This window comes from Chryseotalea sp. WA131a (genome assembly GCA_025370075.1).
GTDB lineage: Bacteria > Bacteroidota > Bacteroidia > Cytophagales > Cyclobacteriaceae > ELB16-189.
The window spans coordinates 3,291,634-3,306,689 of sequence record CP073016.1; the positions used below are offsets into that span (position 1 = coordinate 3,291,634).

A 15,056-nucleotide genomic window follows, 5' to 3' on the forward strand; every position below is an offset into this window, starting at 1 on the left:
GCGACAGATTTGCTCGTTAGCGGTGATTACCTATGAATATAACAAAGTATCTTGAACGTATGAATTATGCTGGCACTATTGATGTTAAAGCTGATGTCTTAACAAGGCTTCATAAGCAGCATGTACACTTGATTCCGTTTGAGAACTTGGACATTTACTACAACAGAGTCTTCGACTTGAACATAGAGAGGGTCTATAAAAAGATAATCTCTGACGTGCGTGGCGGGTTTTGCTACGAACTGAACTTGTTATTCAACTGGCTCTTGAATGAGATAGGTTTTTCAAGCAGAATCATAGCTTCACGTATTTTCAATGAGAACGGTACTCTTGGGCCTAAATTTGATCACATGTCGGTATATGTTAAAACTGAAAAAGAATTTTTGGTTGACGTAGGCTATGGTGACTTGTTTGTCACCCCCATTGAGATTAAGAGTGGAGTACAATCTGATGGTAGAAATTACTTTCGAATCGACAGGTGGAATCAACGAGAATACGTAGTTTCAATGTCACCAGACGGGATAGATTATTCGAGGCGATATACGTTTAGTTTAGATGTGGTTAAGGTCGAGGATTTTGATAGTATTTGTTTGGACAAGCAAACTAATCCGAATTCATACTTTGTCAAGAATATAATTTGTACCAAGCCAACAGAAACTGGCAGAGTTACAATCTTTAATAACAAACTTATTGAAAAGGATGGTGAGTTGAGAATAGAAAAACCAATTCAAACGGAAGAGAATTTGATAAAGTATTTAAAAGAGGATTTTAGAATTGTAATTAGATAATAAACCTTTTTCAAAAAGACTTCAGTAATAGAATGTTGACTTATAAATTCAAATAATCTGTGAATCTGTGCCAAATTTTATCCGCAACCCAAATTCTTTTTTAAATCACGCTGCGGCAAACCACCAAAGTCAAATGGATTTTCGGAATTAGGTGTTGGCTCTTCGATTTTTACGTTGGATTTCTCAACTGGCTTAAGTTGTTTCAGTTTCGCTTTTGCTTTCGTTTTCTTTTTCATGAGGTCCGTGGTGAAAAAACACCTGCAAACTGTTTTGACAATGTTGATCGAGCATATTTTTTTTCAGCCAATGCACGTGCATTTCGCTGATATTGTTTTAACAAACCGATGTCATTTAAAAAAGGAGCAATCTTGTTAACCAAATCGCTAGGATGGTGTGCATCTAGGGCAAGTCCACATCTTTCAGTTTCAATTTCAGATTTAATCCATCCTCCAAAATTGGTAAGCACCAACTTGCCAGCCGCCAAGGCATCAAAGTACTTGTTGGGTGAACCTGTCTGCAGCACCGATAGGTTTTTATAACAAATGAAACAAGCATCCGTATAACTTAATACATGTCTCACCTTATCACGATTTCCAAACTCAATAAACAAAAGATTTTTTAGTTGTAATTTTTCAGCAGCCTTTGTTAGTCGAGCCCGTTCGGCCCCTTCACCCATTACAATAAATTGCAATGGCAGATTTGCTTTTCGTGATGTGTTGGCGCATTCCAAAAAGTAATCCAATCCATTAGCAATACCTATGGCACCAATGTAGGCAATCGTAAATTTTGTAGGATCGATGTTCTCCTCATTTATCGATTGGGGCTTCTCTTGCGGATAATAAAATTCACAATCGGCCATGTTGGTGATCAGGGATATTTTTTTGTCTGGTACTTTCTGTTGAATGTCAGCTTGAATGGATGGCGACAACGCCACAATGGAATGGGCAGATCGGTAGATTCGTTTTTCCAGTGCATAGAGCGTCTTTTGCAACAATGTGTTATTAATGACTCCCATTTGAATGGGTGCCTCTGGCCATAAATCCCCTACCTCAAAAATGAATGGGGTTTTGTAAATCCGTTTAATCCACATGGCTGCAATCCCAACTGTAAGTGGAACCGAGATGGCGTAACAAAAATCAAAGCGTCCTACTTTGCCGCTTAGCCGGGAGGCGCTCCATGTAAATTTTATAAATGAAATGATGCGGGCAGCGAACGCAAATTTATTGTCATAGGCGATGGGTAAAAAATGGATTTCGACACCTTCTTCGAATGACTTTTTGTATTGCTTTTCATTGTGGGTGGTAATCACCACAGGCGTAATTCCATTTTCAACTAAAGCACGCATCAGATAAAAAGAACGAATAGCGCCACCGTTGGAAGGCGATTTATAATGCTGATGAAGAAGTAATACTTTCAAAAAATAGATTATTAGTATTTAAAAATCGTTATGCAAAGGTGCTTTTTGAAATTCTGAAATCTGACGATTTTAAGAAAAAAATTACCTAGAGGTTATCTTTTCGTTAATAGATAAGCAGTTAGTAGAACATTCGGCAAATAATTTACGTTCTTTGTAATGACAACCACTAATTGTCATGATACCAGCACAAAAATTAGCAATCTTGCAAAGCCTTGATGCTTTGAACAAGGTGCAAATGGAAGAAGTACTCACTTACATTAAGGAGGTACTCAACCAGCCTGAAAAGAACCTGATCGCCAAAAAAGAAGCGATGAAGGAAATTCGTCAGGCATTGCGCCAGAGCAAAAAAGGTTTACAGTTAGCAGCCTAACCAACTGCCTTTACAAACGGTTGCAGACTCACACTCGTGAGTTGGATTGGAATCTTGACCTCAAAATTTACCTTAACAATTCGGTAATCAATTGCCCACCATAAATACGGCATTGGCAAAAACCATTTTTCCGTTCTCCCAAAAAGCGCGAAACAAGGGATTGTCAACCAAATAGACTACTTGGCCTTGGCCGTTGTCTTCTACACCAAACACCAATGTATTTTCTAGCTTTACGTTGGCTCCCTGTCCTGCAAATCCAATCAAAGGTTTTTGCTTTCCCTTCAATGAGCCAACATTCCACCCTTTATCGAGGTAACTAAAATGCAATTCATTCGTCCGCAATGAAAAGTATTGATCGTTGAGACCAAAGCCTAGCGGATGAGATTTATCCAACGTGACTTTGTAAATCGCACCAAAAATATGGTTGCTCAATTCCTTTCGTTCGGCTTCTTCATATCGCATCAGAACATTTTTTTCTTTCAATTCTTTTTCAGCTTTCTCAGCTTGGCTCTTTGCATCGTCATTGGCAAATTCTTTTAAGGCAAAACCTTTTTTGTCTGCAAATGAATTGTTAGCGCCTGCAATGGTAATCAATCGGCCACCATCTGATACCCAACGCTCAATCATTCCTAATGTTCCTTCATCAAACAATCTGTAGCTGCCATCAGGCACAACAAAAACAGTGTACTTCCACAGGTCAATATTTTTGAATTGATCGGTGCCTATGATGGAGATGGGATAATGAATTTGCTGTTCAAAAAAATGCCATACTTCTCCATGACTGAGCGAGGAGGTTTGATCGCCACCCAACACAGCTATTTTTGGTGGTTTGATATACCCCACATCCGATGAGCCAAAGTCTGCGCCTTTATCTACAAAACCCGTAGTGGTGGTATAGATCGTGCGCGATAGTTGCTTGGCCGTTGCTTGAACGATGTTATCAAAATCATTAATCGATTCGTTACCAGCTCGCGTTACTATTAATGAACCAGCATCAAAATTTTGATTGTTGAATGCAAAACTCTTGGTGGCTTTACGCACTTTCACTCCTTTTTTAATGAGCGCTGCCAAAAATTCCACATCGCTTAAACTTTTGTATTGAAAGATGTAAGCGTAGGGTTTTGGAGAAATGGTTGGGGTTTCTATTTGTTTTGCTTGATAGGGCTTAATGACAGGAAGTTTTTCGGCTACTGCGTACGCTTTCAAATCATACGAATACAATACGTTCCATGCGGTGATGTCGTACGTAAGCGAATCGACCAGCTTGGAAGTCGGTTCAAATAATGTAGTCACCAACCGGCCTTTGGGTTGGTAAACATTTACAACAATGTCTTCTGCTGCCATGTTAAAACTACTCAGGCTTTGGGTTTGAAAATCAAATCCCCTCAAAGTCTTTGTGGTAGAATGCCCGAATTGAATTTGATGCGAATTAAGCCAATTGGTCAACTTCATTAGTTTATCAGCATTGTTATCGGCTTTGATGATGTAGCTTTTGTAAGGAACATTGGGTGAATTCAAATTCTCTTTAAAGAACTTTTCGAACTCATCCAATAACTTGGTAGCATTCGTTGATGAAACTTCAAGGGTACTCATGCCTGTAGTAAAGTGATGGGTGAGTCGGTCTTTAAGTGTGAGCGGGGTATCATCGGTGGTGGTTACTACCAATCCTGCACCGATTCCTCCTTTTTCGTACGTCATGCCAATCGCACCACTGTATGTTGGGTACGTGTCGCCATAACTTGGGTAGTACAAATCAAATCGCTCTTTGGTAAAATAAAGCCAGCCTTGCTCATCAAAATACTTGGCGTTGTTTCTGCCAATCGTTTTTTGGAACTCGCGCTGCCAATTGCTGATCACTTCATGATAAGGCTGGGCTGCGGGCGCAAAATAATACGGTGAATTATAGCCTTGCTCGTGATAATCGACATGCACGTGTGGCATCCATTGATTGTAAATTTTGATGCGTGCTTGCGACTCAATTTGGGTTTCCCACGCCCAATCGCGATTGAGGTCAAACAAGTAATGGTTCGCCCGTCCGCGCGGCCAAGGCTCAGCATGCTCGCGCGCTTGTGGGTCGGCATTGGGAGGGTTATTGCCGTATTGGTTATAAAAATTTGCATAGCGGTCTCTGCCATCTGGATTAATGCACGGATCTAAAATCACTACCGTGTTCTTTAGCCACTCTTTTGTTTTTGCATTGGCAGGATTCACCAACTCGTACAAAATTTTCATGGCGGCTTCCATGCTGTTGGCCTCGTTACCATGCACATTGAAACTCATCCAAAGAATAGCAACCTTGGTGGTGGGTGTGCCTTCAGCCATTCCTGCTCTGCGCAGGTTATCCAAACGAATTTGTTCTAAGTTCTTAAAATTGTCAGGTGACGCCACGATGGTATAAATCAATGGGCGGTTTTCGTAGGTTTCTCCATACTGCGTTACCAGCACATTGGCACTGGCCTCATCCACATATTTAAAATAGTCAACCACTCTGTGATGTCGGGTAAAGCGATCCCCCAGCTCATAGCCAAGAAATTCGGAAGGGGATTGGATGGATTGAGCCTGTACAACAAAAGGGAGCAGTGCGATAAAACTAAAGAAGTATTTCATAAAAATGATAGGATAACTGCAATATCACAAAAGTAGCAATCTTGGGGGAGGCGCAAAGCGAAAACGACAAATTCAAAGATCAGTTCTGAATAAACGCCAAGGATTTGCGGAGTCTTGGCAACTATAAGGTAAACTTAGAAATTGCTCCTCTGTCTATTGTGATAAGCAAACGCTGCCAGTGATATGCCAATGCTTACTTCATGAGTTGTGAAGCGCGCGCCAACGGAAGCATTGGTAGGCACTTCAAACACATACCCAATGCGATAATCTTTGACATTAATCTGCGCTAAATATCCAACCACATTGAAGTTTCGGGTAAACAGACCGAGCGTGTAATTTTCTTCCAAGTTCAAATTGAAATTAATATCCGCGGAGAGCGGTGCATTTGCTGTTGCTCGCAGCAGCAGGGATGGCTTCAGTTGAATGCTTTCTGTAAGGTATAGCATATACGCCCCCATTAAATAAAATGTCCGTCCGTAAATCTCCACATTTTGGGTTCCGCTTGGATTTACTGTTGTTGGCGTCAGCCTCGGCACTGAAAACCCAACCATAAACCGTTCACTCTTGAGCACAACGCCTGCACCAATATTAAATTTTGTTTCATTCACAAAGCCAAAAAGCGGATCACCTGCGTCTTTCGGGTTCAGGTTTGCGGCATCGTTACGATAATTTATAATGCCGGCCTGTAAGCCGAATGACAATACCCGATCATCATTCAATTCGATTTTATACGCATAGAGCGAACTCGTCTCCGTAATTTTTGTATCGCCAATTTTGTCTTGAACCACCATAATGCCAGCGCCTACTTTATTTTGAACCAACGAAGTGTGGGTGCTAAAATTCAACGTGGTGGGGCTGCCATCAAAACCCGCCCATTGTAAACGATAACCTGCCACTGCATTCAGTCGGTTATTCAAACCTGCATTTGCCGGGTTCAGCAATACCGGGTTATTCAAGTATTGCGAATAAAGTGGATCTTGCTGGGCGGAACTCGCAACAGCAAAAAGAATAAACGGCAAGATGGCAAGTAGTCGTTGCATAAATTTTTCTATCTACGGAGTGAAAAGAAACCTGTCTTTACTGGAATGCCACTTCTAAAATCAATTCGATAAAAGTAAGTCCCTGAGGGAATTGGATCTCCGCTGGTACTTAAGCCCCTGAAAGCGATGGTCGTATTGTTATAGTTTTCCGCTTCATACACCACATCGCCCCAGCGATTGAAAATCCGAACCGTATTGTTCTTCGCTTCGTCAATGATGGAAATATATTCGATAAACAATGCATCATTCAACCCATCACCATTTGGAGATATGGCGTTGTAAACTTTGATCTCTCCTGTTACATCGATGATGATTTGTTGCTGCGAACAACTGGCACTGACATCGCAAACTTGCAGGGTAAGTGTCTCCTGACCTGAGAACTGAATGCCACCGTAGTCAATGGTTAATTCTTGCGAAGCGTTAATGGTGGCTACTGCACCACTAGCCGGTGGCTGAACAATTCTCAGCGTGGTAAAGTCAATGCTATTGTCAGGGTCGCTGATCAATTCCGCCAATGATAAGATTATTTTTCCGCCAATGGCTGTGTTCACTTTGGCAGCAACAATAACAGGTGGTTTATTATTGGGATCTATTGTTGGCCCCCCGGTGCATGGCTGACCGGTAGACGCGATGGTAGTTGCGGTAGAAGCAGTCGACAAACAATTTGCGGCATTGCCTACCACCACTGAGTAAGGGCCCGCAGTAGATACCGATATACCTTGTGTAGTTTGCCCATTCGACCATTGATAAATTAAAAAGCCGGAAGGGGCAAGCAAGGCGCTAGTGTTAAAGGGAAAACTATTTTTAAGTAAAGCGGCCAACGAGAAAGTTCTGGAACAGTTTCAGTCCGGAAGACCGACTTCCCAACAGGCACAATTGCTTACTCGCAGAGAAAAAGAAATATTACAACTACTATCTGATGGGCTTACCGGGCCACAGATCGCTGATAAATTATTTTTGAGTCCGCTCACGGTAGAGACACACCGAAAAAATCTATTTCGTAAATTCAATGCACATAGCGTGCAATCTCTGTTAAAGATTGCACGCGATAGTAAATCGGTGTAAAATGTGTTTCTATTTCAAAGGTTTTTTTGAAATATACGGTTGCTCTGGATTAATCATTATCTTTTCTTCTTTTTCAAAGATTACCAAGTCTAAATCTTGCATGGGGATTGCTCCTAACAAACACTCTGAGTTGCCTGGGAGAACCATGGCATCAACACTACTACGTCTAGTACCAAAGCGCAACTCCAATGGGCCAACTACATCGAGCTTAATCACTTCGCCATTTGCCATTTCAGCTAAACGGGAATCTACTTTTTCAAGCCCTAATTGGGCAACAATGTCTTCATTTATTGCCATCATGTACGCTCCAGAATCAACAAGGAATTTTACATTCATCTTTCTTACTTTCTCCTTTGGTATGATTCCCTTTTTGCTTAAATGTATATCACTCCAGTTAGCGACTTCCAGTTCTGTTCGTATCAGTCCCATAAAAACTTATTTTCATTTCGCAAAGATACTCAAATAAAAGCTTGACGTTATCAACCTACCAACTCTACACTTCTCTTAATAAAGCTAGTCAAGTCTGCCCCTGTAAGCATATTTTGCGAAAGCAATCCCAAGTCATACGCTTGCTTGGCAAGTTTGATTTTTTGCTCTTCGTTGTCTGCTTTCAGTATCTTTTGAACAATGCCATGATTGCCGTTGATGGCCACATTGTAGTTATCAGGCATGCTGCCCATAAAGGCCATGCCTCCACCTCCGCCCGTACGTGCCATGTCTTTCATCCTTCGCATCCACTCGCTCATGGTAATGGTTACTGGCAAATCGTTTGGCGATAATGATTCGATGGCCAACGTCATGGCTTTGTTGTTGATGGCCTTTTCAAAGATACCTTTCACTTGCTCTTCTTCTTCCTTGCTCAACACGCTCGCCACCGCGTCTGACTTCACAATCAACTTGTCGATGATTTCGCTGTCCACACGTTTGAGTTGTGTCTTTTCTAGTTTTTGTTCTAAGTTCCCAATGAAGTGACTGTCCAATACACCGTCCATCATCAGCACATCATAGGCTTTTTCTTTAGCTGCTTGGATGAATGCGTCTTGTTTTCCTTTGTCCGTTGTGTACAGATAAACTACACTGCCATCTTTGTCGGTTTGATTGGGTTTCACCTTGTCAGCATATTCATTCAGCGTAAAATAGTGGGCATCCACATTTTTCAACAATGAAAACTCTTTCGACTTGTCGTAGAATTTTTCATCGCTGATCATGCCGTAGCGAACAAAAACGCTGATGTCGTCCCACTTCTTCTCAAATTCTTTACGGTCTTTTATGAACATGTCCACCAGTTTGTCGGCTACTTTTTTGGTAATGTGTGAGCTGATCTTTTTTACGTTTGAATCACTCTGTAAATAGCTGCGCGAAACGTTCAAGGGGATGTCGGGTGAATCCAACACACCGTGCAACAACATTAAGAAATCAGGCACTACGTCTTTCACCTCATCGGTAATAAACACCTGACGTGAATACAACTGGATTTTGTTACGCTGAATTTCAAAATCGTTTTTGACTTTGGGAAAATACAAAACCCCCGTCAGATTAAATGGATAATCAACATTTAGATGGATCCAGAAAAGCGGATCTTCGCTGAACGGATAGAGTTCTTTATAAAATTTAAGGTAGTCTTCGTCTTGCAGTTCGTTTGGAGCCTTGGCCCAAATAGGTGCCGGGTTGTTGATGATGCGGTCTTTTGTTACCGTCTTGTATTTAGGCTTACCGTCTTTGTCAACTCCATCTTCTTCGCTTTCGTCTTTTGTTCCAAACTTTATTTCTACAGGCAAGAACTTGCAATACTTTTCAAGAATGCCCTTCAACCGAAACTCATCCAAAAATTCTTCTGAGTCTTTATTGATGTGTAGGATCACGTCCGTTCCCCTCGTATCTTTTTTATCGGAGGTGAGTTCAAATTCAGTAGAGCCATCGCACGTCCAGCGAGCTCCTTCGGTTCCGTCTTTAAACGATTTTGAAACCACCTCCACTTTATCGGCCACCATAAAAGCCGAGTAGAAGCCCAACCCAAACTTACCGATGATGTCTTTCGCATCGGCCTTGTCTTTGAATTTTTCTACAAACTCAGTCGCGCCAGAGAAGGCAATTTGGTTGATGTATTTCTTTATCTCCTCGCCCGTCATGCCCAGACCTTTGTCGCTAACGGTGATGGTGTTTTTCTTTTTGTCGAAGCTAACTTCAATTTTCAGGTCGCCCAATACGCCATTGAATTCGCCTAGTGAAGAAAGTTTTTTGAGTTTCTGGGTTGCATCCACCGCATTGCTTACTAGCTCACGCAAAAAGATTTCGTGATCGGAATACAGGAATTTTTTAATGATCGGGAAAATATTCTCGGTATGGATGGATATACTGCCTTTTTCTGCCACTTCTGCCATAGTAATTCTGTTTATAGGGTTTTAACTAGTAAGAATCGTAGTAGACAAGGATTGTTCCAAAGGCGAAAAATGTCAGGTTGGCAGAAATCCTATCGTTCCAATCAACGGTGGCGCGGTATGTGGGTATTCAAAAAATCATCGGCCGACTTATTCCAGTGATTGATCGCATCGCTCCTACGTTTGTTCAGGTCATTATTCACTGCTTAAATTGTTGAACCACTTTGGCAACTTGGCCACAATTTGTTTGTGCACAGCAATAGGAGGCTGCCGACAGCAATGCAATTAGATGAAACGCCCGAATGGTCATAATTATATCCGAATTAATATCAACCTTTGTCAAATTGAAAGATTTTGTTTGTTTTTAATTGCCAAAATCAGCTGATCCGAAAAACACGGAAATGGTCGATGCGTTCATTAGAACTTCTGCGTTTTATTTCCGAAATTTCAGATTCGTTCAAGAGTGAAAAAGCAACTGGTCTCCATATTGTTGATTTCAATGGGTTGGGCAGCCTTCGCGCAGAAAGGTGCTCCGCAAGAAACCTATCAGCTAAGTTTTGCCGACAGCATCCGTGTGTTGCTCAACAATACCAAATCGCAAGAGGCAATGGCCGTAGGAGATGCCTTTGGCACACTTTGGATAAACCTTGGCCCCGATCAACAAACCACCATTCAGCGGCAAGCCAAGTGGATGAAAAAAAAGGGGCACAAACTCCGGCCGCATTTTGTCAATTACTATGGGGCCATAGTAGCTGCTATTAATACTGAAAAAGCAGACGCGTCAAAATTTTCTGGATTTCTTTCCGTAGTCGACAAAGTAATCGCTAACCAAAACAGCAACTTGGCCAATGTCTTTTTTCAACAATCGCGTGATTTCTTTGAGCACCACGCTATCACCTACCAAAAATCGTTTCAACTACGCGCCACCGATGATGACTATTCCTTTTCGTTTTTGGAGAAGGCCATTGCAACCGATATTTCTCAAGACTTTGTTCCGCCAGCTGAACCCGACACCGCCATGGCTATTCTTCCCAATTGGAGGCAGCCCATTGTTCAGCCAGAAGTGCTCGGGGCAGCGATTGTCTTTTCGCGCGTATCCCTGGTATTCATTACTCCTTATGATTCGGCTGTATTAAAAAACACGCGCGGCATCTATGCGCTGCAATCAAAATTGTTTGTGGGCGAGGGTGGCAACTTTGATTGGACAGCGGCTGGTTTAGCAGCCGATTCGGTAAACTATGAATTGAACAAATATAATTTTAACACCACCAAGCCATCGCTAAAAGCGGAGCAAGGCAAATTGCTATACATGGGCAAATTGCCCGGTCGTGTACCTGGGCAGTTTGCTTTTAATAGCATCAACCATAAAACAAAAAAGGCTTCTATCTATCCACGCTTTCGCTCGTACGAAAACAATGTAAATATTTTGGGGCTTGGTCAAAACATCAAGTATGCTGGAGGGTTCGGCTTAGTAGGTTCCAACATCAACAGCAATTCAGTCAACAACGATTTGGCCACCTTAGAAGTTATGGGCGAGGCCGATAAACGTTTTCGTGCTCAATCGCTTTCGTTTGGCTTTCGCGACTCGGTGGTGTTGGCCAACAGTGCACGTGTAGTTATTTATCAAGGCAACGACTCGCTTATACACCCTTCCATGCAAATGCGATACGATTTTCGCAAGCAAAAGATGACCCTTACGAAAGATAATTCGCAACTGCGCAAAGCACCCTTTTCATCTTCTTTCTTTGGTGTGGATTTAAATCCAGATGCTATCCATTGGGATTTAAAATCCGATAGCCTGACCCTTGCGGTAAATGGAAACGGTAATGTATCTCCTTTGGTGATTGAATCAAATGATTACTACCAATTAGAAGATTACGAACAATTGCGCGGCCAAGGTTTTAATTTTCACCCATTGGCCGTGGTGGTGCAACATGCGAAAACATTCAACACGCAAGATTTTACTGTTTTCGATTTAGTGACAGCCAATCGCAAACTCGAGCAAATGAAAATGGCTGCTGATTTGTTATCGCAGAAAGGCATGATCTTCTACGATGCGCGCACCGGAAAAATCCATGTGAAAGACAAATCCATGCACATGATCAATGCCTTAAAAGGAAATGCCGATTACGACAACATGAAAATCCACTCGTTGGCCGATACAGTCGCCAACGCAACCATCAATCTGAAAGACCGAAACATGGTGGTGCACGGTGTGGAAGAATTTAACGTGAGTGATTCATTGAACGTAATCATTAAACCTGATAGCAGTGTGATCACTTTATTACAAAATCGGAATATCAAATTTAATGGTTCGATAACCGCGGGCAATTTTGAAATATGCGGTAAAGATTTCATGTTCAACTATGAGGGGTTTTTTGTAGATCTGAATCATATCGATTCAATTCGGTTTTACATTACCGGAAAAGACGGTTCGCGCAGGCGGGTGAACAACACTATGATGGTGGCGGATTCAGCGGCTATTGCTTCAATTGACTTAAAATCTAACGCCACAAAAACATCAGGTAAATTATTCATTAATCGTCCTGACAATAAATCTGGGCGCGACAAAGAACCAAATTTCCCAAGATTAAGTGCAACGGAAGGCGGAGGCGTAATTTATTTCGATCGGCAGGAAATACTAGATGGCGCTTACGATAAATCTGTTTTTTTCGTGATGCCTAACTTTAGCTTAGATAGCTTGGACGATGCTAACCCAAATTCCATGAATTTTGACGGTACATTTGTATCCAGCGGTATGTTTCCAAATTTCAAAGAAAAAATTCGCACCATAGGCAGTGGATCCATGGGTCTTACTCATCGGGTACCCCAAGGGGGGTATCGTTTGTTTCGAAGCGATGCAAAGTTGCAAGGCAATATAAAATTAGATAACGAGGGCATTCGTGCCAACGGAAAAATTGAGTATATGGCAGCGGAAGTAAAGTCGAACGATTTTGTTTTTTACGTAGACTCTGTATTGGCGAAAGGGAACGAGGCTGTGATTCGTGAAAAGCAAATAGGCTCAGTACGATTTCCACAAATGAAAGTGAGCGATTATCAAATGAAATGGTTTCCAAAGCAAGATCGGTTTAGGATGAAAAACCTAAAGGAGCCATTTGCATTCTACAATAACACCGCCTCTTTAAACGGTATTGTCACAGTAACAAAAACAGGTACATATGGAAGCGGAAAATTGACCACTCGCGGCTCAACTGTTTCTTCACGTGAGTTTAACTTCAACTCCAACGATTTTGGTGCCCGCCATGCGCGGTTTGAAGTGAAAACCGGGAATCCTGACAAGCCGGCACTAGCCGGAAACGATATAAATTTAAAGTTCGATTTGGATCGAAATTTTGTCAACATCAGCCCCGAAGTAAAAGGGGTAGCAGCATTTGAATTTCCTTTCACTGAATTCAAAACCTCACTACCAAATGCCCGTTGGGATTTATCAACACAAAAAATTGTGATGACGAAAGCAGCAGATGTGCCACTCGAAAACTCCTATTTCTATACCACTCGCAAAGAGTTGGATTCGCTCCATTTCAATGCAGAAAAGGCGGAATACGATATTCAAAAACAAGAATTGAAAGTAAGTGGTATTCCATTCATGGTAGTAGCCGATGCAAAAATCACACCTGAAAACAACCAAGTATTGATTTTAGAAAATGCAAAAATTGGTCAACTGAAAAATACCACCATTGTGATTGATACACTCAACGGCTATCACTTATTAACCAATGGTGTGGTGGATATCATCTCTAGAAAAGAGTTTTCTGGCTATGCCACCTACAAATACATCAATGCAGCCAACGACACTTTTGATATCAAGGTGACAGATTTTCACTTGGAGCCAATTGTGCAGGAAGGCAGGAAAAGCCAACACAAAGGTGCCACTGCTCAACAAACGGTGGGCAAGGGAGTTGTGGCTGATACCGAAAAAATTCAAGTGGCTCCCCGCATTTTTTACAAAGGCGACATGACCATGTATGCCACACGCCCCGCTCTTCAATTGAAAGGTTTTGTAAAACTAGATTTGAAGAAAATCAAAAATTATAATACTTGGCTGAGCTACAACCAAAGTGGAGATGAAAAAGATATTTATTTAGACTTTGACAAAGCCACAACCGAAGAAGGAAGGCGAGCCATGGCCGGATTGCACTTTGCACAAGACAATAGTTTGTACATCACCTTTGTGAACGATAAAAAAGATGAAGGAGACGATGACTTCTTTTTGCCAAGCGGGTCGCTCTTCTTTGATAAGGAAAGTGGGCAGTTTAAAATTGAAGACCGCAAAAAAGCAGCCGGAGAGAAACTGGAAGGAAAAGTTTTCGCCTACAATGAAGACAAACAAGAAGTAAACTTTGAAGGCCCTGTTAAATTCTTCCGCGAGAACAAAAGTTTTTCCCTCTTGTCTTCGGCCATCGGCTCAGGCAATTTGGTGAGCAACGACATCAAAATGAATGCGCTCATACAAGCAGACATGAACATTCCCCCAACGGCCTACCAAGTAATGGCACTTAACTTAGAAGAAGTAATCAAAAACGAAGGCGCTGCAGAAGGATTGGGTGATCAAACCGAATTGCTTTACAAAATGGCCAATTTGGTAGGCGAACGAATCACCAAAGATTATGAGACACGCGCACAGCAAGGTTATGTTTCGTTAGCTACCGTACCGGGAATGATTAAACCAATTGTGTTCTCCAATGTAAACTTAAAGTGGTCGCAAGACCGTAAAGCATTTTTCAGTGAAGGGCAATTGGGCATTAGCAACATGGCACGCATTGATATCAACGGATCATTTGAAGGATTTATGGAAATCCGAAAGAACGAAGATGGTGCGCCCGTATTTCATGTATTCTTTAAAGCCTCACCTGAGGCATGGTATTATTTTGGTTTTGAAGACAACCGCTTGATGGTGCATTCATCCAATGCTGCTTTCAATGACATTATCACCAAAAAGACCAACGCCAGCAAAGCCAAGATTGGTGAATTGGCGTTCATTCCCGGCAGCGATGATGAAACCCTTGCTTTTGTGAACCGTTTCCGGTTGACCTACTACGGAATTGAAGCACCTTATGACCTCTCTGGCGGAACTTCTTCAGCAAAAAAGAAAGACAAGAAAAAAGAAGAGAAGAAGGAGGATGATGGGTTTTAAGTGTATGATGGTAAACACAGCTGGAGAGTTGGCTCAGCATGGATAAAAAAGTGGGCGTTGGTAGATGAAAAATATGACCTGTATTCAACGTGTCTTAATGCAAGCACTAAAATAAGCACAGAAGGCAGGAGAAATTTCAAAACAATTTTTACCGGAAGCCATCGTCACGCTGGTCTTTATAACAATCAATGGATTGCGCGTAGCTGAAAAATGGGGCAGCAACGAAATGGGGTATAAGC

10 protein-coding genes are annotated in these 15,056 nt (G+C 41.8%); 3 read left to right on the plus strand and 7 right to left on the minus strand.

Annotation, left to right across the window (positions count from 1 at the left end):
• The first annotated feature begins 32 nt into the window (after positions 1-32).
• Entirely contained in the window at positions 33-785 is a 753-nt protein-coding gene (locus tag KA713_15155; GenBank protein ID UXE65790.1) for an arylamine N-acetyltransferase, read from the plus strand.
• Between the two features lie 77 nt (positions 786-862).
• On the opposite strand, the gene KA713_15160 is transcribed toward KA713_15155, so the two are convergent.
• From KA713_15160 to KA713_15180, 5 genes are all read right to left on the minus strand, one after another.
• Positions 863-1,021: a hypothetical protein gene (locus tag KA713_15160; protein UXE65791.1), complete on the minus strand. Its 159-nt coding sequence runs from the start codon at positions 1,019-1,021 to the stop codon at positions 863-865.
• Positions 1,018-2,202, minus strand: a complete 1,185-nt coding sequence (locus tag KA713_15165; GenBank protein UXE65792.1) for a glycosyltransferase family 4 protein — start codon at positions 2,200-2,202, stop codon at positions 1,018-1,020. Before KA713_15165 ends, KA713_15160 begins: the two co-directional genes overlap by 4 nt.
• Before the next feature lie 457 nt (positions 2,203-2,659).
• The gene (locus tag KA713_15170) at positions 2,660-5,179 is read right to left on the minus strand and encodes a zinc carboxypeptidase (GenBank protein UXE65793.1); all 2,520 of its coding nucleotides are present in this window, start codon (positions 5,177-5,179) and stop codon (positions 2,660-2,662) included.
• A gap of 134 nt (positions 5,180-5,313) precedes the next feature.
• On the minus strand, positions 5,314-6,219 hold the full coding sequence (locus tag KA713_15175; GenBank protein UXE65794.1) for a type IX secretion system membrane protein PorP/SprF: 906 nt from the start codon (positions 6,217-6,219) through the stop codon (positions 5,314-5,316).
• Positions 6,220-6,227: 8 nt separating this feature from the next.
• Entirely contained in the window at positions 6,228-6,995 is a 768-nt protein-coding gene (locus tag KA713_15180) for a gliding motility-associated C-terminal domain-containing protein (protein ID UXE65795.1), read from the minus strand.
• Between the two features lie 7 nt (positions 6,996-7,002).
• Between KA713_15180 and KA713_15185 the strand changes: the two genes are divergently transcribed.
• On the plus strand, positions 7,003-7,284 hold the full coding sequence (locus KA713_15185) for a response regulator transcription factor (protein ID UXE65796.1): 282 nt from the start codon (positions 7,003-7,005) through the stop codon (positions 7,282-7,284).
• A 9-nt stretch (positions 7,285-7,293) separates the two neighbouring features.
• Here the strand turns inward: KA713_15185 and KA713_15190 are convergent, their stop codons facing one another.
• Positions 7,294-7,713 (minus strand): retroviral-like aspartic protease family protein, encoded by a 420-nt coding sequence (locus KA713_15190; protein ID UXE65797.1) that lies wholly within the window; start codon positions 7,711-7,713, stop codon positions 7,294-7,296.
• A 50-nt stretch (positions 7,714-7,763) separates the two neighbouring features.
• A complete protein-coding gene (htpG, locus tag KA713_15195; protein ID UXE69152.1) occupies positions 7,764-9,656 on the minus strand; it encodes a molecular chaperone HtpG in 1,893 nt (630 codons plus the stop codon).
• 469 nt (positions 9,657-10,125) lie between these two features.
• On the opposite strand from htpG, the gene KA713_15200 reads away from it, so the two are divergent.
• Complete coding sequence (locus KA713_15200; GenBank protein ID UXE65798.1) at positions 10,126-14,817, plus strand: hypothetical protein; 4,692 nt, start codon at positions 10,126-10,128, stop codon at positions 14,815-14,817.
• Positions 14,818-15,056 lie beyond the last annotated feature (239 nt).